Source organism: Bradyrhizobium sp. CCBAU 21365 (assembly GCF_015291305.1).
Taxonomy (GTDB): domain Bacteria; phylum Pseudomonadota; class Alphaproteobacteria; order Rhizobiales; family Xanthobacteraceae; genus Bradyrhizobium; species Bradyrhizobium elkanii.
This window is the reverse complement of the sequence record NZ_CP030036.1, coordinates 858,251-883,873: the sequence shown is the minus strand read 5'-3', so window position 1 is coordinate 883,873 and position 25,623 is coordinate 858,251. Positions and strand designations below refer to the sequence as shown.

Genomic DNA, 25,623 nt, shown 5'->3' with positions numbered 1-25,623 from the left:
TTGGAAGGATCACTCACAAGCCGAGCCCCCGGTTGCGCCCAAAACCCCAATCGATGCCGCCATCCGCGCGCGCGACGCCAGAGACATGCCGGCCGAGCTGTTTATCGAGTGAGGGCGTCCAAGGCACGAGCTGGAAGCCGAGACCGTCGTCGATCATGGCGAAGCGGCCGGAGGCGAGCGCGAAGCGCTGCCGATAGGTGCCTGCCACATACTCGCCGCTAGCCGACGGGTTGAACGGCTGACCGGTCTCGGCGGCGAGCTGCTTGCCGAGATCCTCTAACTCCCGACGGCGCAGCGTGCCGATAAGGTTTTTCGCGAACACCAGTCCACGCGCCTGGCGTTCGGCGAGCCCCTGCCCGATGAGCTGCTCGGGCCGCCGTTCCATAGCGTCGCGGACCTCGGCGCCGAAGCCGCCCTGGCCAAGCGCCACAGGGTCGCGCGCGACGGCCTGCCGATCGAGCCATGTCGCGCCGCTCGCGGTCACCTGCGCTTCGATCGAGAGATCGGAGCGGACGGCAAGCGCCACGCGACGCTGCCCTCTTGCGTCATCGAATTTGCGAAGCTCGACGATTGAGCCTGGCGCGCTGTCGCCGGCAGCGTCGAGGTCGGGCAGCCGGATGTGGTGGGTGCGGCCGTCGACCCCGTCGACCACGGCATAGGCGGTCGCCTTGAGCTCGTCGTCGAGACCGCGATCAACGAGACGCCCGATGACGGGGACGTCAAGATTTTCGCCTGATAACACGTAACTCGCGCTCCCGCGCTCGATGCCGCGTTCGGTCAAGCTGCGGTGGATACGCTTGATGATGTCGCCGCGTTCGCCGAGCTCGCGCAAGGTCGTTTCGGCGGCCTCGTCCATGGACCATTGGCCGGGCCCGAGTTGATGAGCGAGGCCAAGACTTTCCAAGTGTCGCAGCCGGCCAACCTTCAACGCATGGAATTGATCGGGCTGCTGCTCGGGACGCGGCGCAAGGTCGATAACACCGTGCTGGTTTGCATCGCGAACAAGCTGGCGATCGAGCTGCGTCCAGCGCTCGGCTCCGATCTGGCTCTCGAGCGAGCGACGAATGTCGAGATCGGAGCGCAGTCCAAGTTCCTGGGTGACCAGGTCCTGGGCGCGGGCGCGCATCCCTTCCTTGATGTAGTCGCGGGAGATGACGAGGTCTTGGCCGTCCTCTGCGACGCCGCGCACGATGATGTGGACGTGGGGGTGCTGGGTGTTCCAGTGATCGACCCCCACCCAGTCGAGCTTGGTACCCAGATCCACTTCCATCTGGCCGACCAATTCGCGGGCGAAACCCTTGAGGTCGGCCATGTCAGGCGCGTCCTCGGGGGAGACGATGAAGCGGAAATGGTGGCGGTCATTCTGACAGCGCTCGGCGAAGGCCTTGGGATCGGCATCCTCGGTGCCCGGGCCGAACAGGTGGGCCTTCTCCCCGTCCCGGGTCACGCCTTCGCGCCGGAGATAGCCGAGATGCGTCGCGAGCGGCGCCGACCTCGCCCTGTGCCGGACGACCCGGGTCTTGATGGTCACCAGACGCGAGCGGCCGGTGAGCAGACGGTTTGCCCGCACGCTGGCGGCTCGGCCGCGGCCGAAGCGCGAATGACGGTGGCTGACGAGCTGGCCGGCTCGCGAAATGCCGCCGCCAGCGCGTTGAGCGGCGGCAAGCGCCTGGGCGATGAAGGGCTTGGCCCGCTGGCTCCTCGAGGAGCGGATGCGGCCGGGCCGTGGTTGAAAATCGCTGTCTTCAGCCATGGCCAGCCTCGACAATGTGCGGAATGCAGAATCCCTGCAACGGGTTGATAGTCGAGCGCACATTGCGCGCCGAAGCCGCACATTGCGGACCCGAGGAAAAATAGCAGCACAAACAACCAACCGACCGAGCCGCACATTGCGGCCTTTTATCTCGCCATCGTTCGGTCGGTACTCGCGGAAGCCCCCACTGTTTGCGAGTGTTTGCGATAGCGATCGTTACGCGAAGGGCCGAGACACCCGTAGGGTGGCTCGGTGAGGAGCGAAGCGACGAGTAGAGCGCGGGCCGAAGGCATCGCCCGTATGACTGTGTTGCAGCGTTTCGAATGCAAACCGAATGTTCGTCAAGGGGCGCCAGCGAACCTGGAAACTGACAGCTGATATCGCGAGCTGCCCGATGTGCAGCCGCCGCAACAAGGGTGCCTGCAGACGTACCGCGATCCGCGCATTGACGTTGAAGATGCCGTGCAGTCATTGCGATCGCCCCATGGCCGAGAGCGCGACGAACAGGCCCTCCGACTGCGGCGCAATCGCCGAAATATCGTGCACCGTAGTGCCGACTGAGCCGCCGTGCGCGGGTTGATCGAGCGCCGCTCGCGCGCCAGGGGACGGCCCGTCAGCGTGGTCGAAGAACAGCGGCGCCCGCGTCCAGGATGAACGAGAAGAAGCCGCGAGGAGAAGAGGTCCTGGCGCTCCCTCCGCGTCGACAAAAGGGACGATGGCCGCGACATAGGCTGTCGTCTCCGCGGGCAGTGGACGGTGTCTATCCCGAAACTCCTCGTAGCGGCCGGGACCTGCATTATAGGCCGCGAGAAAGCCCGGCGAGCCGTAACGGTCGTGCAGTTCGCGAAGAAAGGCGGCGCCGGCGAGGATGTTGTCACGGGGATCGAAGGGATCGCGCCCGAGACCATAGCGCGCGCGCATGTCCGCCCAAGTCTTGGGCATGAGTTGCATCAGGCCGAGTGCGCCTTTGGGTGAGACGGCACGCCGATCGCCATTGCTCTCGACCCGCATGACGGCTCGTATCCATGCAGCCGGAATGCCAAAGCGCTGCGCGGCCTCTGCCACATGAGATGCGTAGTGATCGCTCGCCGGTTGACTTCGTGCCGGTGCTCTCTGCCCGGACACTGCTGCCGTTGGCCCGCCAATCACCAGCAGGCCGGTAAGGAGGAGAACGGCAAGGCTCGCCCTGTCTCCGCCATCATGGCGAGGCGTCTTGCTGCCTACCGGCGGTGCGCACGGACCACCGGTTTGACCGCCGCTGTGCGTGGCGGCCGCCCGACGGTTGCGTGGACCCGAGTTATGAGAGGGCTTTTCCCCGAACAAGGGGGTGGACCGTTGATGCGCCTGGTTGGCGGCACGCGCGACAGGATCCTGCATGCAATCAGTCCCGCTCGGCGCGTTGGGGCTGACGATTCCAGTTCAGCGTCCAGGCCGCTTTGTCGTTGCCCGACTGGAAGAGATTTGCGCGGATCGGCCGCGGCAGCGCCGGGTCGTCGATGACGAGCGAAACGTAATCGCCGGCCTTCTCGCCGGTCCGCTTCCAACCTGCGCCGATCTCCGGGCCATCGGCATCGCCGAGGCGGATACGGTAGTCCGGCGCGTTCTCGGCATCCGAGGATTCGGCCGGGACGAGGGTGAGAATCCGCTCGAAGAACAGCGTTTCAACGCGACCGGTGAAGCCGGACTTATCGCGCGTGAACTGGCCGATTTGTGCCATGGGAAAGCTCCTGGGTTGCTGGGTTGGAAACGGGTCAATGAGTGGCGGCGCGCCAGACGAAACGGCCGTCGGCGGCTTCGTCCGTCCAAAGCGGGACTGCGCGCGCGACGATCGAGCTGACGGGGAGCGCGCCGAAATAGCGGCCGTCCAGGCTGTCTGGGACGGTCGGGTTCATGAGAAAGACCTCGCCCGGTTCGAGGGTATGGCAACCGCTCCAACGCGGCAGCGGACGGCCGCGATGATCGTGCTCGTGTGCGGCGCCGACATCGACAGCATCGACCGTGATGGCATCGCCCGACCGGCACACGGTTTGCCCGGGCAGCGCCATCACACGCTTCAGCAGCGGCAGACCTTTTGGAAGAAAGCCGCCATCGGCAAGGAAGCTGGCGATCGGTTCCGGCAGCCGTACCGCGACCAGTTCCAAGTCGCGCAGCTCTCCGAGCGGATGCAGCGCGTAGAGCCCTATTGGCGTGCTCGCGGTAGCGTTCCAAATCAGCCGCGGCGCAGGATGAACGAGGGCCAGGGCGCCGGCGACCAGCGCCGCAAGGTAGGTCAACATGAGATAGCCGAAGCGGGTCATGGCGTGACGCTCCGGCGCTTGAGCCAGGCGATATGCTGCTCGCGCGTGTAGGCGCGCGGCACATGGTCGGCGGCGAGACGGTTGTGGAGATGCCGCCAGTATTCGGGTGCGGCGTCAGCCGGATCGATGGAGAGCGCCTCGATGGCGTCGATGGCCTGCAACACGCGCTCGACCTTCGGCCAGCTATCAACGCGCAGCAGGATTTCGCCACCGGGGCGGACGAAGGGCAGCGTCTGATAGCGCTGCCCGGCTTCCACGGCACGCACGATGTCCATGCGCGACACCACGGTGCCATAGTCGTTCGATGCCCAGCGGACGAAGCCGAAGATGCTGCCCGGCTCAAAGCTCGAGATGCTGCGGCGACGGTCGAGAATCTTCTCCTCCGCGCGGCGGCCGAAGCGCAGCCAGTGCTCGATCCGCTTCTCGATCCAGGTCAGCTCGACATGGGTGAGCGCGACATCCCGTCGATGCGAGGGCGGCACTGCACGCGGCGGCAAGGCTTCATTGTCGTTCATGACGGTTCTCCGGGGCGTCAGCGGGGAACTCTCGCGCCAGCAATTCGCGCAGCATGTCGGCGACGGTCACGCCGCGCTGGAACGCGGCGACCTTGATGCGGCCGCGCAGCGTGGGCGTGACGTCAATCGTCAGGCGCGCGGTGAATGCGGCAGCATCATTCACGCTGCGTGGCGGCGTATCACTGGCTTTGATCCAGCTCTCGGCATCGCCCGGACGCGAGGCGAAGCCGCGTTTGATAGAGCGGTCGCTCATGGCGCGAACCTCGCAACTTCTGCCGCGAGCGCGGCGATCTCGCGGGCGGCGGCGCTCTGCTCGACGAACTCGAAGACGAGCCGTCCGGACTGAGCGGCGTCGGCGAAGACAACGCGTTGGCCGATGGTGCTGGCGAGCACCGGCGGATCGTGGTCGGCGAGAGTTTCGGCAGTCTCGCGGGCGATGATCGTGCGCGCGCCGCAGCGGTTGAGCACAAAGCGAGCAGGAAGCTGCGGACGATAGATGCGAGCCTCTCGCAGCAGAGCGAGCATCTCGGCCGAGGCCCAGCCGTCGAATGGCGACGGCTGCACGGGGATCAACACGAGATCCGCCGCCAGCAGCGCCGAACGCATCAGTCCCGCGACGCGCGGCGGTCCGTCAATGACGACATGATCGGCGGTGCGTGCGATTTCCGGCGCCTCGCGGTGGAGCGTATCGCGCGCGAGGCCAACGACGCCGAATAGCCGTGCGACATTCTCCCGCGCACGCTGCTGCGACCAGTCCAATGCGGAGCCCTGGGGGTCAGCGTCGATCAGCGTCACGCGCTTTCCGCGCAGCGCCCATACGCCGGCGAGGTGCAGGGCGAGCGTGGTCTTGCCGACACCGCCTTTCTGGTTGAGCACGGCGACGATCATCGCATGCCTCCCGTCTTGCGACCTGAAAGCGGCAGAGATGGTTGGCTTGGGTGCTCGGTTGGCGGCTGAGCGCGGATGTCGGTGTTATCCGCAAGACGCGCGGCCCCACTACAACAGTTAGATTCTAAGTTAGACTCTAAGTTAGGGCAGGCGATCGTGTTTCCTGGCCAAAGCGTTAGCTGTGGTTTGCACTCCCGGAATCCCGATACCGGCACGCCCGGAGTCCCGATAGTGTGAACGCCCGAAGTCCCGAGCTGATTCACAGCGCCGTCCACAGGAGCTGTGAATGACTTCGATGGCAGGATGCGCAATAGCTCTCGGCGTTCCCTGCGTTCGATGCTCAGGCAGTAGCCTGGCAGCGGTTGACGTGCCGCGATCCGGCGGAGATCAAAGGCGAAGTCTGCAGGCTTGGCGAGGCTGCCGGATTTCTCATGGAGGTGTGCGACCTCGAACAGCCAACCTCTCGGCTGGCGGCCAGCATGCTTGCGCGCGACGCGGTAGAGCCAGCGCTCGATCCCACCAGTCAGGCTGAAATAGGCCGGATCGATCGTGAGAACGAGTGAGCGATCGATGACGCCGCGATAGAGCCAGTCGGGAAGGACGAATTCCATTCCCTGCACCCGACCGTCGCGCGTCGCGCATTCCTCCCATTCGTTGATCCATGAGAACTGGTGGCGCCGCCAATGCTCCCCCTGCCGGATGCTGGTGCGGATGACGGTCGCCTGCAGGCGGGCCAATGCCCCCTTCAAGAGCTTGTAGTCGCGGGCGCCGGTCTGCCGGCCGACTGCGGTCAGAAGCTGGTAGGGTGTGAAGCGCAGGAAGCGCGAGGTCTTCAGACCGAGGTTCTCGGCCTCGACAATCTGGCTCGCCGCCCAAATCAGCACGTCGGCATCCCAAATGGTCGCCATACCGTGCTCAGGAACTGCATAGACTTCGACACACACGTCGCCGGTCTGGTAGAGGATCGGTCTTGTTCGCTTGGCCTTGGCGAGCGAAAAGAACGGGCGCTCCATCAGGTCGCGTTGATCACGCGGGCTGGCATCACCGGTGGCGACAACGAACGGGTCGAGCTTGCTTCGCTCGCTGGGTGTGATGAGGCGACGCGACGACATGACGAGCGTTGCCTTAGCGATGCGCGTTGCCGGCGGCGCGCGCTTCGAGGTAGCGCGGATCCGACGTTGAGCTGCAGGCGGCCTGATCGGCCCAGGCTTCGAGATCGCCGATGGCGTAGACAACGCGGCCGCCGAGCTTGCGAAAAGTCGGGCCATTGCCATGGCAGCGATATTTTTCAAGCGTGCGCGGCGAGATGCCGAGGAGGCGCGCGGCCTCGGGGGTGCGCACGTAACGGGTGGCGAGTTGCGCAGGCCTGTCGAGCATGGGAGATCTCCGTCTTGCCTCGAAGTGCCGCGGCCAAGTCGCGGCATGTCCGGGCCAGAGTGGCGGAGAGTTCAGGCGTTGGGGGTGGACGAAAATTGACGTACGTTTGTGTCCCCCCATCGTCGCAACCAGGCGAAGCCAGGCGTACTACCGGGGCGCAACTAACTCATCAGGTCGATGGCTTGAAGGAATCGGGGAGCCGATCAGAGGCCGCGTAGAAGTTTCAGATAGCCGCGCTCGACCAAAGCGATTGAATCGTGAATGAGCCGGTTCGCCTTGCGGCGGGCATGAGAATCCTTCCACTCGACCGAGCGGCGCTGAGCGTGGTCGGAGGCGAGCACCTTCGCTGCCACGTCTCGCGGGCCGCCACCCAGGTCGTGGACGTCGAAGGCGTGCAGGAGCTGAATCAGTCGCCGTTTCTGAAACGACGTCAGCCGCAGCGCCGCCGGGAGAAGACCGGTGCGCTGGCCGCTGAGGCGACGCACGAAGTGTAGCGCCACGTCGGCCCGCAGTTCGCCCATGCCGTCGAGCGGCACAAGCACGGCGGGACGGCGCGCGGCCTGCTCGTCGCGCAAACTGACATGGAGCTCACCCGAGCCGTCGGCGACAACCAGCTCGCGACCGTCAGCATCTGTCCGCCCGACGATCGACAGTCCGAAAGCGTTGCGATCAATCGAATGAACGGTCTCGAAGTCCGGCGGCGCGGGCGTCAGGATCAATGTTCCCGGTGATGCCTCGGGCAGCCAAATGGCTGGTTCGGGCCAAACCGGAGAGGCGGGGTCATGGGCGACACCGCAACCTCCATCGACGTGCGAAACTGGTTCGGATGGTGTTGGGATCGGATTCGCCGCGCGCGATCTGTCGCTCAGTGCGGGCGAAGTCGCGGCGGTAGTCGGCATTGCGACGAAGGAATTCGAGGGCAAAACCCGGGCGCTCAAGACGATTCAGGCGTTCGATGGTCTCCGGCGAGCGCCAGTACTGGGTCGGCATGGTCTGTCTTCTCGTCTTTTTGTTCTGTGCCCCGCACCACGATCCCTAAAGACGCTACAAGAGACCAGACCCGGAGGTTGCATCACGCGAGATCGCAATTTGCGTGATTGGGGCGCAAATCACTGCATCCGCGGTTCCAAAAGGCCCTGATATCCGGCTTCCACCATCCATCGCGCGCGGGCGAGATGGCTATCATGGACATTTTTGGCACGATCTGGTTCGCGCGTGGGGTCGAGGCCGAAGATCACGCTGACCACCTCGCGCCAGTCGGCGCCCTCCTCTTCGGCCATCAACAACCGAACGTAGATAGCAAGATGTTTCTCGTCATAGGCGTTGACGCGATCCGTTATTGGCGGCCGGTCCTGGAATGGCGCGCCGTTCATTGCAATTGCCCCTCAGCATTGATGCAGCGATTAGAATTCATCTAAGCTCCAGAACTTTGCAAGCTGGGAAATCGTCACACTCGAATTGTGCCGTGATGCGCAGATCGCATCGCGGCGCTCCCCGGAAGCGGCACACCAGGGCCTAGCCAGACGATATGAATAGCACAGTGACGCACGAATCGGAACGATCGTTCCTGGAACGATCATTCCGATGTGAGTTCCCTTGTTGCCATGGATCTCAAGGAGGTCATGGCGGTCAATCTGCGTCGGATACGTCATGTGAAGAAAATGACGCAGGAAGAGTTGGCCGATGGCGCTGGACTAAGCGTCCGTTACGTCGGCGCAATTGAACGCGCAGATGTGTCGGCCAGCGTGACCGTGCTTGGCCGAATCGCGGAGGCGCTCGGCGTCGAAGCAACCGATCTCGTCAAGCGAACGACGGTTCATTCCCATCGGGCTCGATGACGCGACAATTTTGTGCCCCACCGCAACACCGGCACGTCGTGAATCAACTCCGCATTGCCTCACGCATAAGTTGATAGTCGGCTTTACGTAAATCTGATCTGTCTCCAAAGCGCATGCCTAGTTCAGAAACGGACGAGCATGCTGGGGAGATGGAGTAGGCCTCATGACTCTGTACGAGCACTTGCCAGCCGACATTCGCGAGACAGTGGATGCTCTGGTCACGGAACTCAGGCCGCAACCTTGGCCAACGCGGTTCTTTGCGCTGATTGGCCTGCTCGGAGAGAAGTTGGAGGCGCGGCGCGAGGCGGAGCCGTGGCATCTGATCCAACAGTGGACCGGCATAGTGACGGCAACGATGGAGCACTTGCTCCCCGACAGTTCGGTTGTCGAATGCCTGGGACTGATGAGCATTAGTTTCAACGACCAGTGGCGCGCTCAGGCGCTTGGCCAGATCGAACGGGATCCCACAGTGCTGGATCGTCTCGTCGCCATTTGTCCGGACTGGGAAGACATCGTCGAGAGCGTGATCGAGGCCAACCAAAGACGTCCAATCAAATCGGCACGCGGCCGCTGATCGGCATCGGTTACGCCCTTGCCGCTTGCGCCGTCACGGCAAACGAGGTGCCTTCGCGCTTCCTCAGCGTGGCGGTGCCCCGCCCGGGCCAGCCGGGCGGGGCATTGCGGATCGGCTCAGTCGCCGTTGCGACGGTTGGGGCGAGACCAGATCAGGCTGAAGCCCTCGCCCTCTTCATCGGCGAAGAGGTTGGCGAAGATCGGGGCGGTGAAGCTCGGATCGTCGAGCTTGAGGCCGAGATAATCGCGGCCTTCGTTGGAGCGCTTGGACCAGGCGGCCCCGATCTCGACCCGGCCGACATAGATCCGGTGGCTGGGGGCGTTGTCGCCCGAGCGGCTGGTTTCGGGGACGATGCGGACGTTCCTCGCCTGGAGCGAGAGAGTGACGATCTCGCCGTTGAACTCGTTGTTGCCGGTCTTCTTGAAGGTGCCGATGGTCGCCATGGTAGTTCTCCTTGATCTCTGTTTTCGAGCCCGCACCTTGCGGCCTCGATGGTGATCGACAGGCCGGAGGCGATCGACGGCGCACCCCGAAGGGGCTGGACAGCAAAGGAGGAACTTTCTTGTCTCGCGCGAGGAATGGCGGCGCAGCCGGCAGGGGAAGAAAGTTGTGACGCCGCTGTTGCGCCAAAGGCGGTCGAGGCTTCAGCCGTCCTTCGGCCAGATCCATCCATCGAAGAGGCCGTTGGTGCGCTCGATCCAAACAGAGCTGACATCAAGGAGAACGTGGCGATTTGGGAGCCCACCGAGAGAGCTGGCCCAACGAATCCAATGCTGCTTAGCCCTCTGTAATCGAGACGGACGGATCTCCGCTTCCGCGATCGCGCGTCGGCAGCACGCCCCATTCACGAGAGCGGCTGGCCGTAGTTGTGATCCGTCACCGTTTGGTCGATGCCGCACAACGACTGCCACGAAACTGCCACTCTGCGATGATCGGTCGTGTCTCGATGCTTGGCCGCTCTGTGTGAAGCTCACAGACTAGAATGCGAGCACGCTGGATGTCTGATCGAGTCAGCCCCTTCCAATGGACGCTGCCGGCTTGCGCCAGGCCTTCCCGCCCCTACAGGGGTTACGACAATTCGCCGCGCGGACCCAGAGGAGGATCTCGCGCAAATGATGACCGCTAAGAGCTCGAGTGAGAAGAGAACCGGATGAGCGACAAAAGCGATCTTGAAAACAGAGCCATCGAAGCGATATGGAACTATCGTGAGGCCTTCGCCGTGGTCGGCCGCCTGGAGCGAAAAGAACGTTCCGCGCATCGAGCGGTGACCAGGATACTGCCTGAATTGGGGCGCGCCTTACGCAGCCAAGACACGCGGTGTCTTAAGAATAGCATTAAGATCGGCTCGGCAGCTGTCTCGCGGCAGAACGAAGCGTGGGCCAACCTAACTGAGGCGACCGCACGTTTGGATTCAGCCCACTCGACTTTGGCCGCCCTCGAGCGCCAACTAGGATATCTTCCAAAGGTCTCAAAACCACGAGATTCAGGCTAGCTCAAAGTATGCCAGGACGTCGAGCTGCGCCTTATCCTAGGCGGAGATTTTCTGCGGCTTGTTTGCCGCTGCGGTTCATCACCAGCTCGTAGCTGACCTTCGCGCCTTCAACAAGCGAGGTATAGCCGGCCTTCTCTACCGCCGAGATGTGCACGAAAACATCGTTGCCACCGTCGTCCGGCGCAATGAACCCATAGCCTTTGGTCGGGTTGAACCACTTAACAGTCCCTAACGCCACGTCATTTGCTCCAAAAAGAAAAAACACCTTCCCATCTAAATCATTGAACGAGCCGATCGCAAGTCTCCGCGCGAAAGCGGCTCGATGGGATCCGTTGTCCCGCCCGTTCGTAGGTCTTGGACAGAAGAAATAGAGTGCCCCACTCGATGAAATGAACGAGCACGCTGAAATCGGCCGGCATTCAAGAACGACGAGGCGAAGGTCACATTTTCTTCGAAAACTCCGTGCTAACTGTCGCCTGCTTGTCGCGGCCGGATGTACGTCGTGGCATCACGGGAGCCCCGGCTTTCATGCCGGGGTTTTTCGTTTCCGGCGCGAGAAGCAGCTTGACCGGATAGGCTCGTCAAATGGCGCAGCCCACTGCGACAATTCGACTTGGATGCGTAAGAATCATCCGGAGCGGCACAGAGCGAAAAGCCGAATAGCAGGCAGATATGGCGCAGAATATCTACGACAATCCCGATTTCTTCGCTGGCTACAGCCAATTGCCCCGGCAGGTGCATGGGCTGGACGGCGCTCCTGAATGGCCGGCGATCCGGGCCATGCTGCCCGATTTGGTCGGGAAACGTGTCGTTGATCTCGGATGTGGCTTCGGCTGGGCCTCGCGCTGGATGCGCGAGCAGGGCGCGGCCTCGGTTCTGGGTCTCGATCTGTCGCAGAACATGATCGAGCGTGCCAGGGCGGACACAGCGGATACGGCCATTGAGTATCGCATCGCCGATCTCGACACACTGGACCTCCCTGAGGCGGCTTTCGACCTCGCCTACAGCGCACTGACCTTTCACTATGTTCAGGACTTTGGCCGTCTCGTACATGTGATCCGCAAAACGCTCGTTCCTGACGGGCATTTCGTCTTTACGATTGAGCATCCGATCTTCATGGCCGCGGCACATCCGCACTGGATTTCCGATGAGGAGGGCCGCAAAACCTGGCCGGTCAATCGATATTCCGTCGAGGGCGAACGTCGGACGGACTGGTTTGCCAAGGGCGTTCTGAAATACCACAGGACACTTGGCACTACCTTGAATACGCTGATCGGCGCAGGCCTTCAAATTCGGCGGATCGAGGAGTTTGCCCCAACACGCGAGCAGATCCAGCAGATGCCGCAATTGGCCGAAGAACTCGAACGCCCCATGATGCTGATTGTATCTGCGTCCACATCGATCGGCGGTAAGCTTCGAAGCCTTCGTGATATCCGGCCGGATTAGGTTCCTGCCGGGCCCGCCCCGGTATTGATATCAGCCCGGCGTCAAGCGCTATCTTGCCGGCCCGTCTGCGGCCATGCCGGTGAAGCGAGCCAAGGCCGTGATGCTGACCGCAACGGCCCCGGCGATCGCGAAGACCGTTTGCCAGGTGGGCGAAGACATCGCCATCTGGGCGATTCCATGCGTCGCGCTGTAACCGGCGACGGTCGCGGGCGCGACATAGAGGATGATGATTAAGAGCCGCAGCCAAGCCCATGTCACGAGGGCGAGCGCGAGTTGGCCGATGCCGAAGGTTACGGCGCCAGCCGCGAACGCAACCGCGATTCCGCCCAGAGCGCCAGCCCCTGTGTGGAAGGCCCGAAGACCAATCGTCACGCCGGCGAAGACGGGCACCGCGAAGACCGCAAGCGTGAAGAGTAGCCAGGCGAAGAAGCCTATGGCGAGGAAAATAAGCAGTGGTCCCAAGGCAATCATGGTGGTGGGCTCCGTGAGATAGGGGTCTGACGGTCGCGCCTTCCACCACCACCACGGCGCAAACGCAGTATAGCAGCAAATGCCAGCGACCGGAATCGTCACAAATCCGGTTGCGGGCGAATGACAAAATGACCATATTGAGCGTCAGGAGCCGATCGCCCGGGCTGCAAGCGACCCAAAAGGCGGCATCTCGATTTCCCAATCGAACACCCGAACGGCAACCATTCTGCCGGCGCGCGGTGGTCATGAAGCGCTTGTGACTGCCACTAAGACGCCGGTGTGAAATGGATTTGCCATGTCTACCATCCAAAAGAAGTGCGCAGACTTTCTGCGTATGACCTTCAACGATCTGGCCGGCGGCAAGCTCGGATCAGGTCACGCCCACGAGATCGTGGCTGCGTATTTCGGCTATGGTACCGCGGCGGCTCTAAGGGCCGAGCCGAAGTATCAGCTTGCGGCTTTGGATAAAGCCGCGATCCTGATGCCTGATCTGCGCTTGATGGATCAGCGCGTGCAGCACCTCAATGGTCTCCCTGCAGGTCTACCCAATGTTGACGAGCTGGCTTCGCTGCTCTCGAGCTTTCTTAACGCAAACGGCTACTTTTCAGGTGAGGTTTGGTACACCCGAGATCTCGAGGAGTATATCGATGTATCCTTCATTCAAGAAGATCCCATGATGATCGAGGACGCTCTCTCGGGTGAGATGGCTATGACGAATGCTTTTTTTGACGAGCTTTACATAGACAAAGTAAGCCTAGACGTCGGAGACGATGTGCTCGTGGCAAATGTCTCAGGTTCTCTCAATGGAGAGAACGATCCGGATAAGCCGTTCCACGGGGATTCGATCGCTTTCACGACGATGATAACATTTGAGCGTGTGGCCGGTCGAACCGGCTATATGCGGCCGGAGCTGGAGACGTCGGGCGCCATTGATGACTCACATTACTATGATCAGGACGCCTGAGGGCAGCTAGGCATTTCATGGCACGATTGGGCTCTCATTTCGTCTGTCGTTCTGCACGACAAGGTACGGCGGCGCTCACGAGCCGCCGTACCTCCAGACCGGGATGCCTAGCTTCTTCGCTTTGTCAGCGAGATTGTCTTGGATGCCGGTGCCAGGAAAGTGCATCACGCCGATGGGTAGCGTCTCCAGCATCGCATCGTTGCGTTTGAACGGCGCGGCCTTGGCGTGCTTTGTCCAGTCGGGCTTGAAGGCGATCTGCGGGACCTTGCGATTGTCGGCCCACTTGGCGGCAATCAGCTCGGCGCCCTTGGGCGATCCGCCGTGCAGCAGCACCATGTCCGGGTGCTTGGCGTGCACCTGGTCGAGCTTAGCCCAAATTAGCCGGTAGTCGTTGAAGTCGAGTCCACCGGTGAGCGCGACTTTCGGTCCGCGTGGCATGAGCACCTGATTTTCGGCGCGCTTCTTCGCGGCCAGGAAATCGCGGCTGTCGATCATCGCTGACGTCAGATTGCGGTGGTTGACCTTCGATCCGTTGCGCGGCCGCCATGCGGAATGGGCGTGGCGTTCGAACTCGTCGGCGGCCTGGTCGCGCATCAGCTCGAAGGCGTTGCGTCGCTCGATCAGCGTTTGCCCTTCTGCCGTCAGACGCTCCAGCTCGACGGATTTGATTTCGCTGCCGTCCTGCTCCCGCTGCGAGCGCTGCTGGGCCAGCTCGTTATCGTCGAGCTCGCGCTCGATCCTGTCGATCGCACGATGGAAGACGTTTACCATCGACCAGAGCAGGTCGTCGAGGTCGGGCTCAAGACGGGTATCGGACAGCGCCACCACCAGGGCATCGAAGATGTCGGCGACGCTGCCGGCGAGGATTCGCGCTTCAGGAAGCCCCCGGGGATCGGGATCATCGTGGAAGGGACGGTAGCCATGGAGCTGGAGTTCCTGGAGGACCTGGTCGGTCGGGGATGAGCTGTGGTGCGGCTCGAAATCGTTGTCGTGGTCGGCGGTCATTGCGGTTTTCCCTCGTCGGATCGACCGCGCCCATCGCGGCCTTCATGGCGACGAAAGCGGCAGGCGGAACGGACTTGCACCCGCAGCGCAGCGGAGGGCCGGAGCCTTGGCGGAGGACCGAAGGGGGCCGACTATTTTGTCTCGCGATGTAAAGGCGGCTCTGCCGCCGACGGAAAATAGTCGGCCCACGAGGTTGCCGGTCCGGGCCGCCTGCCGCCCGATCGCCCTCTCAGAAGGCCGTGGGGCAGTCCTCTGGCGCCGAGGGGAAACACGTTCACCGACCGTGCGGTAACGAAGCGGCCGCGTCGCCCCTCATCCCGTTTCGGCTATGCCGCCAGCTCCATAAAGCGCGCGACGTCCTGCGCCGCGATCTGTACGCGGCTTGCGGCCCGAAGGGCGTCAAATCCGAGCAGGCGAAGATCCTCGTTGAAGTCGCCAAGCTGTGGCGAGATCACGATTGCCTCGATGCCGGCCTCCTGCGCCCGATCCATCAAGGTCGCCATGGCGCCGTCACCGGCAGGATCGTCGTCCCGGGCGATGTAGAGCCGGCGGAGCGTATCCGGAAGAAGGACGGCGGAGAGATGCGCTGCCGAGAGAGCTGCGACCATCGGCATGGTCGGCAGGGCGCAGCGGAGCGACAGCATCGTCTCGATGCCCTCACCGGCCGCCATGACTTCACCAGCGACGCCAAATCGAACAGCGTGACCAAGCAGGTCGCCCATCGCCCGCTTTGGCGTGTCGATTGGCGCCTTGCCCAGCGTCGCCTCGCTGAAACCATGCGGGTCGAGCCAGGTGCGGTGTACGCCAGCCAGCTCGCCGGACAGATCGGTGACGGCGGCGATCATCGCCGGCCAGGTCTCGGTCGGGCTGTGGTCGTCGGGCCGGTAGTAGCAACGTGGGTGAAAGCGCAGGCTTCCGGTTTCGTGCAAAGACGTAATGCCGCGATTGCGGAGATACGCTTCTATGAGTGTGCGTTCGATCGGCTGCGACATGGCAAAGAGCCGACGAGCGGCCTCCGGCGATCCTCGTGCCGCGCTGGAATTGCGGAGCCGCGGCTGATTGGGCTCGGGCTCTGGATGCGGCAAGCTGAGAAACAAGCGCGCCTCGTCGAGGACGTTCTTGAAGTCGACCAGGCGGCAACTCTCGCGAATGACATCGAGCAAATCGCCATGTTCCCCGGTGGCGGCATCGGTCCATTTGCCGGCGGCTCCCTTCGCCGACTGCTTGAGCCGCACGAACATTGAGCGGCCAGGCGTATTGCGGACGTCGCCGACGAGCCAATAGCTACCTTCCCGTCGTCCGGCAGAGAGGTAGTGACGGCACACGGACTCAGCCTGCCGGCCGAGACGCCGTGCGAGATCGTGTGCGTTATCGGCCATCGTCATCCCCAAAAAGAAAAGGTCCGCCGTCGCCAGCGGACCTTGTTGTTGCTCTCGACGGCTTATTCGGCTGCCATAATCTGCTCACCGGCTCGCTGATTGTGGGCGGTCCGCTCTTCTTCGTCTTCCAGTTTGTTTTCGCTAGGCTGCTCTGGAGTTTCCTCGACTATAGATTCGACCGCCGGTTCGTCGCCAATGGCTCGGCCCAGCGTGCGAAGCGGTTCGGGCAGCCAGGCCGTGTCGGTGAGCAAGGTCTGCGCCTCGGCAGCCATGTCACCCTTCTTCAGATGCTCGATCCGATCGGCGGCGCGCTGCCCTTTTGCCTCCACCACGGCCTGGAGGATTCGCGTCTTCGTCACCCGACCGAAGAAGTTGTCTACGGTCGGTTTCCACCCCGCCGCAGCCATGTCGAGATCGACAGCCCGGGCGAGACGGTCGGCGTGAGCGAGCGCACGCGGCCGCCGATTCCAGGGTTCATGCACGGCGTTGACCGACAGGCTGACGACATGGGCAAAGAGCATCGCCTGGCTGTCGCCGTCCCACGCCTGAAGTGCGTCCCAGAGGTCGGCCGATTCCTTCGGCAAAGCCTTCGCCCAGCGCTCGTGCCGAGCGCGGATCGCCTCGGCTAAGGCGCTGTCGTTCAGGCCGAGCGCCTGGGCGCCGAAACTCACGCTCTTCAGATCCAGCTCCAGGCAGCTATCCGAGCCGTAGTGGTAGAAGGTCTTCAATGTCAGAGCATGCAGGGCCGCATGAAAGGCGACCTGCGGCTGCTCACCGAGGGCATGACGCAGGCCGAGTGTCCGATGGGTGGTGAGCTCGGTCATCAGCCGGTCGGAGATGGGCGAAAGGCCCTCGTCCTCCTCCTGCTCGGCGCCGGGCTCGACCGACACGTTGCGCTCGCCGCCTTCGTAGCTCGCGGCCTTGGCCCGTTCGGCCTCACCATCTTCTTCAGCAAGACCGGGCTCCGGCTCCGCCGACGGTTCGTCTTCGGGCCGGACGTAGCCGCGCTCAACACGAAGCTCGCCTTCAGCGCCAATGCTGACGAAGACGCCTGCGCGCACGATCTCGGCCGGGTCGAAAACAACCGGCCGGCTCTCGAGCCCCTCCAAAGCTGTTTCCAGCTCGGACAACCGTTCGTCGACCTCGTCGGGCAGTTCATCGGCGTCCGCGTGTTTCTCAGACAGCTGATCGAACTCTGCTTGCAAGGCGTTGCGGGCCGCTTCCTCCTCGGCAGTGAGGGTGACGATCTCGCCGCGAAGTTGTCGCAGACCGAAAGCGTGGCCGTAAGCGAAATCGGGGGCGACCTCGGTCCACTTCCAACCCTCGGCGGCAATCGTCTCGGATTCCGCCTTCAGCTTGTCGGCCACCATCTGGTCGACGAGCGCGACATCCTGCATCCAGCCGCCATCGTCGCCCTGAAACAGATCTCGCAGCACCGTGCCACCGGCGGCAGTATAGGCGTCAACCCCGATGAACAGCGCCCGCTTGTCGGAAGCGCGGACCGCGCCTTCTGTCAGCATGCGGCGGATGACGTAGGGCTGCTTGTCGTGGGACGCCTTCAGCCGCTCGAACACAACTTCCTGACGCTCGTGGTCGCCAGATACAGCGAAGGCCATGAGCTGGTCGAGCGTCATGCCGTCCTCCGCATAGACGTCGAGCAGCGTCGGCGAAACCGACGCGAGCTTGAGGCGTTGCTTGACGACGTTGACGGAGACGAAGAAGGCGGCAGCGATCTCCTCCTCCGACTGGCCCTTTTCGCGCAGCGCCAGGAATGCCCGGAACTGGTCGAGCGGATGAAGCGGAGCGCGCTGGACGTTCTCGGCGAGCGAGTCTTCCTCAGCGATGCCGCTATCGCGGACGACGCAGGGCACCGGGGCGGTCTTGGCGAGGCGCTTCTGCTTGACGAGCAGCTCCAGCGCGCGGTAGCGCCGGCCGCCAGCCGGGATCTCGAACACGCCGGTCTCGGCGCCGACCTGGTCGACGACGGGCCGGACACTGAGGCCCTGCAGAAGGCCCCGGCGGGCGATGTCCTCTGCTAGCTCCTCGATCGAGACGCCGGCCTTCACGCGCCGGACGTTCGACTGACTCAGCACGAGCCTGTTGAAGGGGATATCGCGCGAGGGCGAAAGGGTGATCTTGCGAACGGTAGTCGCCATGGGATGATACTCCGCGACGGGCGCCGAGAGCCTCTCTCTCGACATCAACTCGTCACGAAGCGCAGCGCCGCCCTCTCACTTTGGAGGGCGGCGTCGCAAAGCCAACGAACAGGAAAGACGGAAAGCCTCGGAACCGGAAAAGCACCGTTCCGTATCTCCGGTTGTCCGGGAATCAGGCCGCGCGGTCGAGCAGCTTCTTCGCCCGTGCCTCCATGTCGAGTCGTGCGTCCTGATGAGTCTTGTCGCGCGCGACGGCTGTGATGCCCTGGACGAAATCAAACACGCTCTCGGGCTTCCGGCCTTCCTCGGACAGAACTGTGTCGATGATCTTCGCCGTCTCGGTCTTGGAGAAGCCGCCCTTGCGCAGAAACTCGCTGCGGTCCTCGTCGGTCCGGGCGACGATCCGCTCCCGCGCCGATTTGATGCCGTTGACGAAGGGCATCGGCGAAGAGTTCGCGAAGCGTGTCAGCGCCGGCGCCGCCTCATGGGCGAAGCGCGTCGCGGCGTATTTCGAATGGCGGATGGTGATCTCCTCGAAATCCTGAACACCCCACAAATTCCGATTCTGACAGACGGCGCGAAGATAGAAGCTCGCTATGCCGAGCGTCTTCGCGCCCACCTCGGAATTCCAGCAGTAGAAGCCGCGGAAGTAGAGGTCCGGCAAGCCGTCGGGCAGCCGGCCGGCCTCGATCGGATTGAGGTCGTCGACCAGAAACAGGAAGACATCGCGATCGGAGGCGTAGAGCGTCGTCGTATCCTGGGTGATGTCGACGCGCGGGTTGTAAACGCCAGTCGACCAATCAAGCACGCCTGGGACCTTCCAGCGCGTGTCACCCGTGCCATTGCCGGCGATGCGCTGAACAGCTGCCACGAGTTCGTGGTCAAATATACGCCCATATTCCGGACCCGTCGCGGCGCGAAGCTCGAGGCGACTGCCCTGCACCTCAAGCGTTTTTATCTGCTCGGCTCGATGAAAGCTGAGGCCGAACTGCAGGTTGATGCCAGCGAGCGGTGCCGGAAGCTGACGGAGGTAAGCCGCCGGCGCTCCGACCAAGCTGGCAAGTTGACCGAAGCTCCAATGAGTCGGCGCGATCGGCGCGTCGCAACCGGGTAGCATCAGCGTCAGGCGCTCGGCATCGTCGCGGTTGGCCTCCACTCGGATCGCGGTGCTCTCGACCGTTCGGGTCCGGCTGCGCTCGCTCCGGCTGCGCACGGCGGAGTAGAGATCCGACAAGGACAGATAGCGTTCGTCCGCCGGCCGCGAGAACCATTCGGATGAAACGCGGCCGATGCGCTCGCCGCGACTCACATCCACCTTGTAGCCGCCGGCGCAGTCGTGGGCAGCGATCAAAACTTCTGCTTGGGTCATGGGACAATCTCCATGACGGGCGCCGGAGGCCTCTCCTCCGATCATCAACCCGTCACGGCGAAGCCGATCCGTCCTCTCACTCTAATGGGGGCGTTGCGGGGTCTCCCCGCAGAAGGGGGTGCGTCGGCGACCGCGGCGCCGACCAGGGGGAAGGCTTTCCCCTCAAAGGCGCACCGCCGGAATTCGCCATATCATCGGAGCAACAGGCTGCGTAACCCGATGGACCAGCTCGGAAAGTTAGTGCGCGCGCAAACAAGGGGAACTGAACATCGGAGCCAACTGGCGGGTGCTTTCGCCATTTTCATACGACAGCTTGACTTGACGTCCCACACACCGGCAGAACGATCCTCCACAGACCACAACGTCAGCGATTGAAACGAAAATGACGTTCGATATCAGGGGCAGCATCAAGAATACGAAGATCAGCTCGAACCTGTATGTCGTTTTTGAGGAACCGATCTCAAATGCGACCGACTCATTCCTTATCCGCAAGCACGAAGACGCCTCTGAAACGGACATGCTGGTTGAAATCGACGTCTAATTTATTCGAGCTGACATGCTCGACGACCGAGAGTCCATGATCGTTTCCTGCAAAGACAACGGATACGGGTTGGGAGACGATCAGCTCAAGGCATTTCTAACCAAAGACACTTCCTACAAGGACGACCTTCCGATCTTCGCGATTGGTCAGTGTACCTGCGGCCGAGAGCCGCAAGTATTTTTGCTACGCTCCGTTACGCTATCTTGCGGCTATCAACGCAGGCTGACGCGTTAACTCGCTCGCGTTTGACGCGAGCTATGCGGGGTCATCGAGAATATCGTTTTCTTCCGTCATTCTGGGTGCCAACATCTCAGTCATCTCGACCGTGACGTTTCGTGCGGCGGAGTGATGGAGAAGACGAATGACGGAGTCCAAATTCCTGACACCGGAGGAAGTGTCTGCACGATACCGTGGCGAGGTCTCCGTGGGTACGCTGCGGAATTGGCGCGCAATGCGAACTGGGCCTGCATACATCAAGATCGGCAAAGCCGTCTTATACCCGGTGGACGAGCTTGACGCATGGGATCGGGGAAATCTGGTGATTTGTAGTGCGTCGAAAGAACTGAACGTGAGCTAGCTTGAGAAAAACAAAATCGCGCTCTAATATGATGACTCAATCCGCTGGCACGCTCGAGACAACGACTCGGTTGCTGTGCTCGGAATGATAGGGAGCTAAAATCGCGAACCGCGCTGCGTTTCCCCTGTTCAGCGGTGCACCGTCAGACCACCGCTTTCATCATAAGTCGGCTCAACACTGACGCCATGTCCTCGCGGCACTCCGTCCGTGACCAAATACTCAGCGCAGAGAAGGCGACGTTGAGTTGAGCGCTCCGAACCGGTCGGTTCAGGCAATCAGCCGTGTCCGATAGGCCTCAAGCCGCGCCAGTCGATCCTGCAGATACGTGCGATATTGGATCAGAAGATCATCTGGACTGGCGAACTCGCCAAGCACCCTTTCCGTCTCTGCCATCGCCTGATCGATGGTGAGGCAGCCCGAACCGTCGCCTGTCATCTGATCGGTCAAGTAGCGCTCGACCTCCAATCGAGTAGGTTCGGGGAGAACCGAGCGCGCTTCGAAATAGATCAACCGGAGCCCGAACCAGCGCAGTCGCTCGTCCTCCATGCCCTGGACGATCGCGAGGCGGTCCTCCCATCGCGCATCGTGGAACGCGGCAATGCGTGCCTCATCAGCAGGACCGGGAAAGCCGCTATAGATGCGCTCTTCGAGGTGCGGAGATAATGCGTAGGGCTCGCGCGCAGCCATGTAAGCAGCCACAAGCCGCGCGCACAGACCAGTGTCCGCCTTCATGAGACAGGCCCGGTCTCCGGTGGCGCCCATCGAACCGCCATCCAGCATATGCTCGGGAGCGTCGTAGAACGCCGTCAGCGTGGGCGCGGCATTGATCCTGAAGCGACGAATCGGACTTGGCTTCTGCGTCAGATGAACTTGCAGTTCGAGATCGCTCATCGCGGCAAGCCGGCCCATGTCTTCGTTGAGACTCAAGCAAAGCCGGCCATTGGCCTGATCGGGATCCCTGCCGATGCAGACGACCGACGTATGATAAGCTTGGCCGCCGAAAAACTCGGTCAACACGAAGCCGTCTTCGACCTCAATGAAATCCGCGACGGTCGCTTTGTTCGAGAAGCGCACGAAGCGCTGCCACAACTCCGGAGACCTTCGATAGACCAATCGGCTCAGTTCGAGCGTCGCAAGCACATCGGACATCGCGTCGTGTGCCCGAGCATGTGCGACGCCATTTGCCGCCGCCAACTGTTGCAAGCGAAATGTCCGCCGCCCTTCTTCGCTGACCGGCACAACTAGTTGCGCAGGCGACACGGCATCGGCGGCCATCACCAGACTGAGCGCATCGGCGCGGCAGTTTCGATGATTACTTGTCAGATATGCCGGATATAGGCACTGGAAGAGGGCGTGGCGCAGCATCTCCTCGTCGAAGCGGATGGAGTTGAAGCCGACGAAAACCGCAGGGCTCCAGGAAATCAAGGTCCGGCGAATATCTCCTACCATGGTGTAGTGCGACGGCAGGCTGGAATCAGTCAACGACTCGATCGGCAATCCGTTCGTCCGAAGCGCCGAAGGATGGGGAAGCACATGTGGCTGAAGGCGCGAGCGCGTCTCGAACCGAGCCACCTCGTTCAGGTTTTCATCGGTGCGAACAGCGGCGAAGTGGAGAATCTGATCGAAGCCACGCTTAAGCCCCGTCGTCTCGGTGTCGAAAAAGACGAAGCTCATGGGTGTGCTACCAACGAGTCAACCGGAAACGCATCGCCGCCGGGCTTACCCTAAACCGGCGCGCGAGACCCTCAATCGCTGCCTCGTCCTCGAGATCCACACCACCGCCTTCCAAGACGGCGGCTAAGAGGTCGCCGGGGATCAACAGCTCTGAGGCGAAGGCGTTGGCTTCGATCTCTATCGGTTCGGTTCCGAGCGCTGAGATATCATCTCGGAAGAGAACGCGTATCCCCTTGTCGACGTGAACGGCTTGTCTGATGTCTTCGTCGTGCAGCACATGATGGGCGAGTTCATGGGCGGCGGAAAAACGCTGGCGGTTGGGATGATGTAGCGCATTGACGCCGATGATGCCGATGCCGTCCTTGATATAGGCCATGCCCGAAAGATCCTCCTCCAGCGGTGCGTACTGAAGGACGATCTTGCGCGATTTAATGATGCGTTCGACAGGGACGGGCGGCGCTGAAACGCCGAACTCCCGAAGGATCGAGCGCGCAGCTTCGCGCGCTCGACCTGGATCAGCGTCCCTCACGATCCGACCTTAGAGCCGCGGCGTGGCGCGAGCGCGCTGCTGATCAAATCAGCGACCTGGGCGCCCGCGTTCTCGGACAGCGACTCCTTCGAAAGCTTCTCATTGACCAGCGTCATCTTCAATTCCTCCCCGATGGACTTATGCGGCATTGGCGGCAGCAGGTCGGCGACCTTCGCGAAATCAAGCGCGGTGGCGAGGGCATAGACATGGTGCAGCAATATGTTCTGCCGGCCGCTCTCGATGTTGGCGATCGACGCGCGAGACATCTTAACTTTGCTCGCCAACTGGGCCTGGGTCAGCGAAAGAGCCTTGCGCCGCGTCGAGACCGCGTTGCCGAACGCTATATAGACCGGATTGCCCGCCATCGCCGATGTTTGCGCTGCTTCGGGCATAATGTCAATCCCGCAAACATTATGTGCTTATTACAAACTTACTAGTGTGATCATTACTTGACATATTGGCCAATCTCAGGAATCCATATCCCGCCGGAGAGCGCGACGCTCACCGACGAGGCGAAGGAACCGAGATGTCGAAGCGCATTCATGTCGTGCCGCACGAATCAGGTTGGGCAACCCGACGTGAGGGGGCGTTGCGGGTGGGGTCCACCCATCACACCCAAGCCGAGGCGACGGAGGCGGCGCGTAGCACTGCGCTTCGCGAGCACGGCGAAGTCGTCATCCACCGTCCCGATGGCCGCATTCGCGACGCCAACTCCTACGGAAACGATCCCTTCCCGCCGAAAGGATAACCCAACGGATCGCTCACCAGGGCGATCCGGTCGGATCGGCGCGCGGAGGTCATTCAAAGAAGAGGACCAATATCGATGTCGAATTTTCCGTCCCTGCGCCGCGATGATCGGCCTGATGATCCCTTTGCCGACCCGCTGGACGCGGTACTCGCCGAGCTTGCCATCAATATTCAGCTTCCGCCCGGCCTGCATGCCAAGGCGGTCGAGCGATATGAGGCGGTCCGACGCTACATCGAACGACCCGGTAGTCCGCTCGAAGGCAGGGTCGCCTGCTTCTATCCCCAGGGCTCCATGGCAATCGACGCAACCACGTCGACCCGCGGCACGGACGACGAGTACGATCTCGATATCGTCGCCGAGATCGAAGGCCCCGACCTCGGTCCCGAGGCGCTGCTGGATGACCTGGAAGCCGCACTCGAGAGCTACCCGGTAAGCAAGGTCGTGCGCCAAACTCGGTGCATCACGCTCTACTACGCCGACGGCATGCATCTTGACATTACGCCGTCGCGGCGGCGGGCGCCGAAGGAGAAGGAAGGCGAGATCCCGCATGCGAAGAAGGGGACTCGCAGCGACCCGGCGCGCTATGTGCCGATGAACTCATATGCCTTCGGGAAGTGGTATTGCGCCCGAACGCCTACCGAGGAGCGGTTCGCGCTGGCGCTGAATCGTCAGCTGTACGAACAGGCCGGAATCGCCTTCGCCGCAGCGGACGTCGAGGACGTTCCGCCGCAAACGCCGCTCATCATCAAGAGCGTGACGACGGTCGCGCTGCAGCTAATCAAGCGGCACCGCAACATCGCCTACGCGACCGAGACGGGCCGGATCCCGCCATCGGTGATGTTGTCGTGCCATGCCGGCCATGCCGCCCGTCCGGGCATGAGGCTTGCGGAAATGCTGATCCGGCAGGCGCGCTGGACGGCCCGCGCGATCGACGACGCCGCGAAGCGCGGCCAGCTCCTGGTCGTGCCCAACCCCGAATTTCCGGTCGAGCGTTTCACCGACCGTTGGCCAGAATCTCAGCTGCAACAGACAACCTATTCTCGCCACCTGCACACCCTCGCTAACGGGCTCGAAGCCGCCCGCACCGGCGACGTGCAGCTGGAGGACTTGCAGGAGTGGTTGCGCGGGCAGTTCGGGGACCGGGTCGTCACGCGTTCTGTCAAAGCTTTCAACCAGCGGCTCGGGCGCCAAGTTCAATCACGGCAGCATGGTTATACGCGCTCCGGCGGCCTGTTCGTTCCCGCCGCGCCGGCGATCATCGGCGCGGCGACCAGCCTGGCGCCAGTCGCGGCTCGCGCACACACCAACATGGGAGAGCGCCGATAAGTGGTGATGACGGTCGACGCCCAGATCACTGACATGGCTTCCTTGTGGCCGAACTTGAAACTCATCGGCCGCCACGGCGCAATCGCGGCGTGGCAGGGCCCTCTCCGGCCTTTGCTTCAGACGTTTCAGGTCGAGATCACTTATCGAGCGCCGCTGGTGATCGAACGGCTCGACGTGCGCATTCTCCAGCCACGCGTCAAAGTCTTGTCACCGCCGTTACGGCACCGTCCGGGCGACCCGGAGGGTAGGCTCCCTCACGTGTACTACGGTTCGGATGGCGAAGTGACGCTATGCATGCTCGATCCCGATTCCGACGATTGGTCGCCGTTCGACAGCCTCTCGCAGACAACTGTGCCCTGGGTGATCGAGTGGCTTGCCGCTTACGAGGGCTGGCGCGCAACGGGTCAATGGACAGCGAGCGGCCGCCACGTCGTAGCAGGTGGCGTCGGTGTCTAAGAGCAGCATTCCGCAAAAGGTCCAATCGGCGCTGTGGGCGCGGGCTGCTGGCCGCTGCCAATATCGTGGATGCAATACTGATTTGGTCGGCGACCTGGTGGCCGGGCGGCAAGACGGGATCTTCGGCTTCATCGCACACATCGTGGCTGACGTCGAAGGCTGCCGCGCGGCAATCAGGGTGACAGTGGAGCGTCAATCAGGATGAGAGAGCTTCGCCGGGCTCGTGACGCAGGGAGGGCGTAGCCCGA

At 62.5% G+C, this 25,623-nt stretch carries 33 protein-coding genes; 11 read left to right on the top strand and 22 right to left on the bottom strand.

The features are described 5' to 3' along the window. Positions 1-13: 13 nt before the first annotated feature. The 12 genes from XI02_RS04055 to XI02_RS04000 form a co-directional block, all read right to left on the bottom strand. Entirely contained in the window at positions 14-1,753 is a 1,740-nt protein-coding gene (locus XI02_RS04055; protein WP_018269524.1) for a VirD2 family relaxase/mobilization nuclease, read from the bottom strand. Between the two features lie 468 nt (positions 1,754-2,221). Then, positions 2,222-2,764 (bottom strand): lytic transglycosylase domain-containing protein, encoded by a 543-nt coding sequence (locus tag XI02_RS46195; protein ID WP_014490268.1) that lies wholly within the window; start codon positions 2,762-2,764, stop codon positions 2,222-2,224. Between the two features lie 370 nt (positions 2,765-3,134). Then, complete coding sequence (locus XI02_RS04045) at positions 3,135-3,470, bottom strand: DUF736 domain-containing protein (protein ID WP_011082878.1); 336 nt, start codon at positions 3,468-3,470, stop codon at positions 3,135-3,137. Between the two features lie 34 nt (positions 3,471-3,504). Further along, positions 3,505-4,050 (bottom strand): S26 family signal peptidase, encoded by a 546-nt coding sequence (locus tag XI02_RS04040; RefSeq protein ID WP_011082879.1) that lies wholly within the window; start codon positions 4,048-4,050, stop codon positions 3,505-3,507. Beyond that, positions 4,047-4,565 carry a DUF2840 domain-containing protein gene (locus XI02_RS04035; protein ID WP_011082880.1) on the bottom strand — a complete coding sequence of 173 codons (519 nt, stop codon included), beginning with the start codon at positions 4,563-4,565 and terminating at the stop codon, positions 4,047-4,049. Before XI02_RS04035 ends, XI02_RS04040 begins: the two co-directional genes overlap by 4 nt. Then, entirely contained in the window at positions 4,552-4,818 is a 267-nt protein-coding gene (locus XI02_RS04030; protein ID WP_011082881.1) for a hypothetical protein, read from the bottom strand. The genes XI02_RS04035 and XI02_RS04030 overlap by 14 nt, the downstream gene beginning before the upstream one ends. Beyond that, positions 4,815-5,453 (bottom strand): ParA family partition ATPase, encoded by a 639-nt coding sequence (gene parA / locus XI02_RS04025; protein ID WP_011082882.1) that lies wholly within the window; start codon positions 5,451-5,453, stop codon positions 4,815-4,817. Before parA ends, XI02_RS04030 begins: the two co-directional genes overlap by 4 nt. Continuing rightward, complete coding sequence (locus XI02_RS04020; RefSeq protein ID WP_014490269.1) at positions 5,450-6,565, bottom strand: replication initiator protein A; 1,116 nt, start codon at positions 6,563-6,565, stop codon at positions 5,450-5,452. Before XI02_RS04020 ends, parA begins: the two co-directional genes overlap by 4 nt. Before the next feature lie 13 nt (positions 6,566-6,578). Beyond that, a complete protein-coding gene (locus XI02_RS04015) occupies positions 6,579-6,830 on the bottom strand; it encodes an AlpA family transcriptional regulator (protein ID WP_014490270.1) in 252 nt (83 codons plus the stop codon). A gap of 203 nt (positions 6,831-7,033) precedes the next feature. Continuing rightward, positions 7,034-7,549: a DUF2285 domain-containing protein gene (locus tag XI02_RS04010; RefSeq protein ID WP_014490271.1), complete on the bottom strand. Its 516-nt coding sequence runs from the start codon at positions 7,547-7,549 to the stop codon at positions 7,034-7,036. Positions 7,550-7,610: 61 nt separating this feature from the next. Beyond that, positions 7,611-7,820 (bottom strand): transcriptional regulator domain-containing protein, encoded by a 210-nt coding sequence (locus XI02_RS04005; RefSeq protein ID WP_014490272.1) that lies wholly within the window; start codon positions 7,818-7,820, stop codon positions 7,611-7,613. Positions 7,821-7,939: 119 nt separating this feature from the next. After that, the gene (locus XI02_RS04000) at positions 7,940-8,203 is read right to left on the bottom strand and encodes a hypothetical protein (RefSeq protein ID WP_011082886.1); all 264 of its coding nucleotides are present in this window, start codon (positions 8,201-8,203) and stop codon (positions 7,940-7,942) included. Between the two features lie 231 nt (positions 8,204-8,434). Between XI02_RS04000 and XI02_RS03995 the strand changes: the two genes are divergently transcribed. Both XI02_RS03995 and XI02_RS03990 read left to right on the top strand, forming a co-directional pair. Then, positions 8,435-8,668 carry a helix-turn-helix domain-containing protein gene (locus XI02_RS03995; RefSeq protein WP_016841283.1) on the top strand — a complete coding sequence of 78 codons (234 nt, stop codon included), beginning with the start codon at positions 8,435-8,437 and terminating at the stop codon, positions 8,666-8,668. Between the two features lie 163 nt (positions 8,669-8,831). Continuing rightward, positions 8,832-9,242, top strand: coding sequence for a hypothetical protein (locus tag XI02_RS03990; protein ID WP_011082888.1), 411 nt, complete (start codon positions 8,832-8,834; stop codon positions 9,240-9,242). Positions 9,243-9,358: 116 nt separating this feature from the next. Here XI02_RS03990 and XI02_RS03985 read toward each other — a convergent pair whose 3' ends face one another. Beyond that, complete coding sequence (locus tag XI02_RS03985) at positions 9,359-9,685, bottom strand: DUF736 domain-containing protein (protein WP_011084751.1); 327 nt, start codon at positions 9,683-9,685, stop codon at positions 9,359-9,361. Positions 9,686-10,392: 707 nt separating this feature from the next. Here XI02_RS03985 and XI02_RS03980 point away from each other — a divergent pair. Further along, the gene (locus tag XI02_RS03980) at positions 10,393-10,734 is read left to right on the top strand and encodes a hypothetical protein (RefSeq protein ID WP_011082890.1); all 342 of its coding nucleotides are present in this window, start codon (positions 10,393-10,395) and stop codon (positions 10,732-10,734) included. Between the two features lie 31 nt (positions 10,735-10,765). On the opposite strand, the gene XI02_RS03975 is transcribed toward XI02_RS03980, so the two are convergent. Next, a complete protein-coding gene (locus XI02_RS03975) occupies positions 10,766-10,972 on the bottom strand; it encodes a cold-shock protein (RefSeq protein WP_014490275.1) in 207 nt (68 codons plus the stop codon). 434 nt (positions 10,973-11,406) lie between these two features. Here XI02_RS03975 and XI02_RS03970 point away from each other — a divergent pair, with 434 nt between their 5' ends. Then, positions 11,407-12,180, top strand: a complete 774-nt coding sequence (locus XI02_RS03970; protein ID WP_011082892.1) for a bifunctional 2-polyprenyl-6-hydroxyphenol methylase/3-demethylubiquinol 3-O-methyltransferase UbiG — start codon at positions 11,407-11,409, stop codon at positions 12,178-12,180. Between the two features lie 48 nt (positions 12,181-12,228). On the opposite strand, the gene XI02_RS03965 is transcribed toward XI02_RS03970, so the two are convergent. After that, positions 12,229-12,651: a hypothetical protein gene (locus XI02_RS03965; RefSeq protein WP_014490276.1), complete on the bottom strand. Its 423-nt coding sequence runs from the start codon at positions 12,649-12,651 to the stop codon at positions 12,229-12,231. 295 nt (positions 12,652-12,946) lie between these two features. On the opposite strand from XI02_RS03965, the gene XI02_RS03960 reads away from it, so the two are divergent. Next, entirely contained in the window at positions 12,947-13,615 is a 669-nt protein-coding gene (locus tag XI02_RS03960; RefSeq protein ID WP_011082894.1) for a hypothetical protein, read from the top strand. Between the two features lie 75 nt (positions 13,616-13,690). On the opposite strand, the gene XI02_RS03955 is transcribed toward XI02_RS03960, so the two are convergent. The 4 genes from XI02_RS03955 to XI02_RS03940 all read right to left on the bottom strand — a co-directional run bounded on the left by XI02_RS03955 (position 13,691) and on the right by XI02_RS03940 (position 19,524). After that, positions 13,691-14,620, bottom strand: a complete 930-nt coding sequence (locus XI02_RS03955) for a DUF2493 domain-containing protein (protein ID WP_011082895.1) — start codon at positions 14,618-14,620, stop codon at positions 13,691-13,693. A gap of 326 nt (positions 14,621-14,946) precedes the next feature. Beyond that, on the bottom strand, positions 14,947-16,005 hold the full coding sequence (locus tag XI02_RS03950; protein ID WP_011082896.1) for a toprim domain-containing protein: 1,059 nt from the start codon (positions 16,003-16,005) through the stop codon (positions 14,947-14,949). Positions 16,006-16,061: 56 nt separating this feature from the next. Further along, a complete protein-coding gene (locus XI02_RS03945; RefSeq protein WP_014490278.1) occupies positions 16,062-18,155 on the bottom strand; it encodes a ParB/RepB/Spo0J family partition protein in 2,094 nt (697 codons plus the stop codon). 172 nt (positions 18,156-18,327) lie between these two features. After that, a complete protein-coding gene (locus XI02_RS03940) occupies positions 18,328-19,524 on the bottom strand; it encodes a hypothetical protein (RefSeq protein ID WP_026192137.1) in 1,197 nt (398 codons plus the stop codon). Positions 19,525-19,906: 382 nt separating this feature from the next. On the opposite strand from XI02_RS03940, the gene XI02_RS03935 reads away from it, so the two are divergent. Continuing rightward, a complete protein-coding gene (locus XI02_RS03935) occupies positions 19,907-20,065 on the top strand; it encodes a hypothetical protein (RefSeq protein ID WP_016839828.1) in 159 nt (52 codons plus the stop codon). A 361-nt stretch (positions 20,066-20,426) separates the two neighbouring features. Then, a complete protein-coding gene (locus tag XI02_RS03930) occupies positions 20,427-20,642 on the top strand; it encodes an AlpA family transcriptional regulator (RefSeq protein ID WP_011082899.1) in 216 nt (71 codons plus the stop codon). 267 nt (positions 20,643-20,909) lie between these two features. Here the strand turns inward: XI02_RS03930 and XI02_RS03925 are convergent, their stop codons facing one another. From XI02_RS03925 to XI02_RS03915, 3 genes are read right to left on the bottom strand one after another with little or no spacing between them, the layout of a single operon-like run. After that, positions 20,910-22,316, bottom strand: coding sequence for an exodeoxyribonuclease I (locus XI02_RS03925; RefSeq protein ID WP_011082900.1), 1,407 nt, complete (start codon positions 22,314-22,316; stop codon positions 20,910-20,912). Positions 22,317-22,323: 7 nt separating this feature from the next. Continuing rightward, positions 22,324-22,845: an ImmA/IrrE family metallo-endopeptidase gene (locus XI02_RS03920; RefSeq protein ID WP_011082901.1), complete on the bottom strand. Its 522-nt coding sequence runs from the start codon at positions 22,843-22,845 to the stop codon at positions 22,324-22,326. Then, complete coding sequence (locus tag XI02_RS03915; protein ID WP_011082902.1) at positions 22,842-23,237, bottom strand: helix-turn-helix transcriptional regulator; 396 nt, start codon at positions 23,235-23,237, stop codon at positions 22,842-22,844. The genes XI02_RS03920 and XI02_RS03915 overlap by 4 nt, the downstream gene beginning before the upstream one ends. A 134-nt stretch (positions 23,238-23,371) precedes the next feature. Here XI02_RS03915 and XI02_RS03910 point away from each other — a divergent pair, with 134 nt between their 5' ends. From XI02_RS03910 to XI02_RS03895, 4 genes are all read left to right on the top strand, one after another. Continuing rightward, on the top strand, positions 23,372-23,593 hold the full coding sequence (locus XI02_RS03910) for a DUF2188 domain-containing protein (RefSeq protein WP_011082903.1): 222 nt from the start codon (positions 23,372-23,374) through the stop codon (positions 23,591-23,593). Between the two features lie 75 nt (positions 23,594-23,668). Then, a complete protein-coding gene (locus tag XI02_RS03905; protein WP_011082904.1) occupies positions 23,669-24,919 on the top strand; it encodes a nucleotidyltransferase in 1,251 nt (416 codons plus the stop codon). A gap of 6 nt (positions 24,920-24,925) precedes the next feature. Then, complete coding sequence (locus XI02_RS03900) at positions 24,926-25,375, top strand: hypothetical protein (RefSeq protein ID WP_202557271.1); 450 nt, start codon at positions 24,926-24,928, stop codon at positions 25,373-25,375. Then, positions 25,368-25,580, top strand: coding sequence for a hypothetical protein (locus XI02_RS03895; protein ID WP_246783610.1), 213 nt, complete (start codon positions 25,368-25,370; stop codon positions 25,578-25,580). Before XI02_RS03900 ends, XI02_RS03895 begins: the two co-directional genes overlap by 8 nt. The last annotated feature ends 43 nt before the right edge of the window (positions 25,581-25,623 follow it).

Excerpts from the sequence above, each read along its gene's own strand:
- XI02_RS04055 (WP_018269524.1), bottom strand. The coding sequence starts at position 1,753 with ATGGCTGAAGACAGCGATTTTCAACCACGGCCCGGCCGCATCCGCTCC.
- XI02_RS04040 (WP_011082879.1), bottom strand. The coding sequence starts at position 4,050 with ATGACCCGCTTCGGCTATCTCATGTTGACCTACCTTGCGGCGCTGGTC.
- XI02_RS03925 (WP_011082900.1), bottom strand. The coding sequence starts at position 22,316 with ATGAGCTTCGTCTTTTTCGACACCGAGACGACGGGGCTTAAGCGTGGC.
- XI02_RS03905 (WP_011082904.1), top strand. The coding sequence starts at position 23,669 with ATGTCGAATTTTCCGTCCCTGCGCCGCGATGATCGGCCTGATGATCCC.
- XI02_RS04030 (WP_011082881.1), bottom strand. The coding sequence starts at position 4,818 with ATGAGCGACCGCTCTATCAAACGCGGCTTCGCCTCGCGTCCGGGCGAT.
- XI02_RS03990 (WP_011082888.1), top strand. The coding sequence starts at position 8,832 with ATGACTCTGTACGAGCACTTGCCAGCCGACATTCGCGAGACAGTGGAT.
- XI02_RS03910 (WP_011082903.1), top strand. The coding sequence starts at position 23,372 with ATGTCGAAGCGCATTCATGTCGTGCCGCACGAATCAGGTTGGGCAACC.
- XI02_RS03965 (WP_014490276.1), bottom strand. The coding sequence starts at position 12,651 with ATGATTGCCTTGGGACCACTGCTTATTTTCCTCGCCATAGGCTTCTTC.
- XI02_RS03915 (WP_011082902.1), bottom strand. The coding sequence starts at position 23,237 with ATGCCCGAAGCAGCGCAAACATCGGCGATGGCGGGCAATCCGGTCTAT.
- XI02_RS03970 (WP_011082892.1), top strand. The coding sequence starts at position 11,407 with ATGGCGCAGAATATCTACGACAATCCCGATTTCTTCGCTGGCTACAGC.
- XI02_RS03985 (WP_011084751.1), bottom strand. The coding sequence starts at position 9,685 with ATGGCGACCATCGGCACCTTCAAGAAGACCGGCAACAACGAGTTCAAC.
- XI02_RS04000 (WP_011082886.1), bottom strand. The coding sequence starts at position 8,203 with ATGAACGGCGCGCCATTCCAGGACCGGCCGCCAATAACGGATCGCGTC.
- XI02_RS03935 (WP_016839828.1), top strand. The coding sequence starts at position 19,907 with ATGACGTTCGATATCAGGGGCAGCATCAAGAATACGAAGATCAGCTCG.
- XI02_RS03980 (WP_011082890.1), top strand. The coding sequence starts at position 10,393 with ATGAGCGACAAAAGCGATCTTGAAAACAGAGCCATCGAAGCGATATGG.
- XI02_RS03900 (WP_202557271.1), top strand. The coding sequence starts at position 24,926 with ATGACGGTCGACGCCCAGATCACTGACATGGCTTCCTTGTGGCCGAAC.
- XI02_RS03960 (WP_011082894.1), top strand. The coding sequence starts at position 12,947 with ATGTCTACCATCCAAAAGAAGTGCGCAGACTTTCTGCGTATGACCTTC.
- XI02_RS03930 (WP_011082899.1), top strand. The coding sequence starts at position 20,427 with ATGACGGAGTCCAAATTCCTGACACCGGAGGAAGTGTCTGCACGATAC.
- XI02_RS03955 (WP_011082895.1), bottom strand. The coding sequence starts at position 14,620 with ATGACCGCCGACCACGACAACGATTTCGAGCCGCACCACAGCTCATCC.
- XI02_RS03945 (WP_014490278.1), bottom strand. The coding sequence starts at position 18,155 with ATGGCGACTACCGTTCGCAAGATCACCCTTTCGCCCTCGCGCGATATC.
- XI02_RS03995 (WP_016841283.1), top strand. The coding sequence starts at position 8,435 with ATGGATCTCAAGGAGGTCATGGCGGTCAATCTGCGTCGGATACGTCAT.
- parA (WP_011082882.1), bottom strand. The coding sequence starts at position 5,453 with ATGATCGTCGCCGTGCTCAACCAGAAAGGCGGTGTCGGCAAGACCACG.
- XI02_RS03940 (WP_026192137.1), bottom strand. The coding sequence starts at position 19,524 with ATGACCCAAGCAGAAGTTTTGATCGCTGCCCACGACTGCGCCGGCGGC.
- XI02_RS04035 (WP_011082880.1), bottom strand. The coding sequence starts at position 4,565 with ATGAACGACAATGAAGCCTTGCCGCCGCGTGCAGTGCCGCCCTCGCAT.
- XI02_RS04020 (WP_014490269.1), bottom strand. The coding sequence starts at position 6,565 with ATGTCGTCGCGTCGCCTCATCACACCCAGCGAGCGAAGCAAGCTCGAC.
- XI02_RS04045 (WP_011082878.1), bottom strand. The coding sequence starts at position 3,470 with ATGGCACAAATCGGCCAGTTCACGCGCGATAAGTCCGGCTTCACCGGT.
- XI02_RS03950 (WP_011082896.1), bottom strand. The coding sequence starts at position 16,005 with ATGACGATGGCCGATAACGCACACGATCTCGCACGGCGTCTCGGCCGG.
- XI02_RS04005 (WP_014490272.1), bottom strand. The coding sequence starts at position 7,820 with ATGCCGACCCAGTACTGGCGCTCGCCGGAGACCATCGAACGCCTGAAT.
- XI02_RS46195 (WP_014490268.1), bottom strand. The coding sequence starts at position 2,764 with ATGCGGGTCGAGAGCAATGGCGATCGGCGTGCCGTCTCACCCAAAGGC.
- XI02_RS04015 (WP_014490270.1), bottom strand. The coding sequence starts at position 6,830 with ATGCTCGACAGGCCTGCGCAACTCGCCACCCGTTACGTGCGCACCCCC.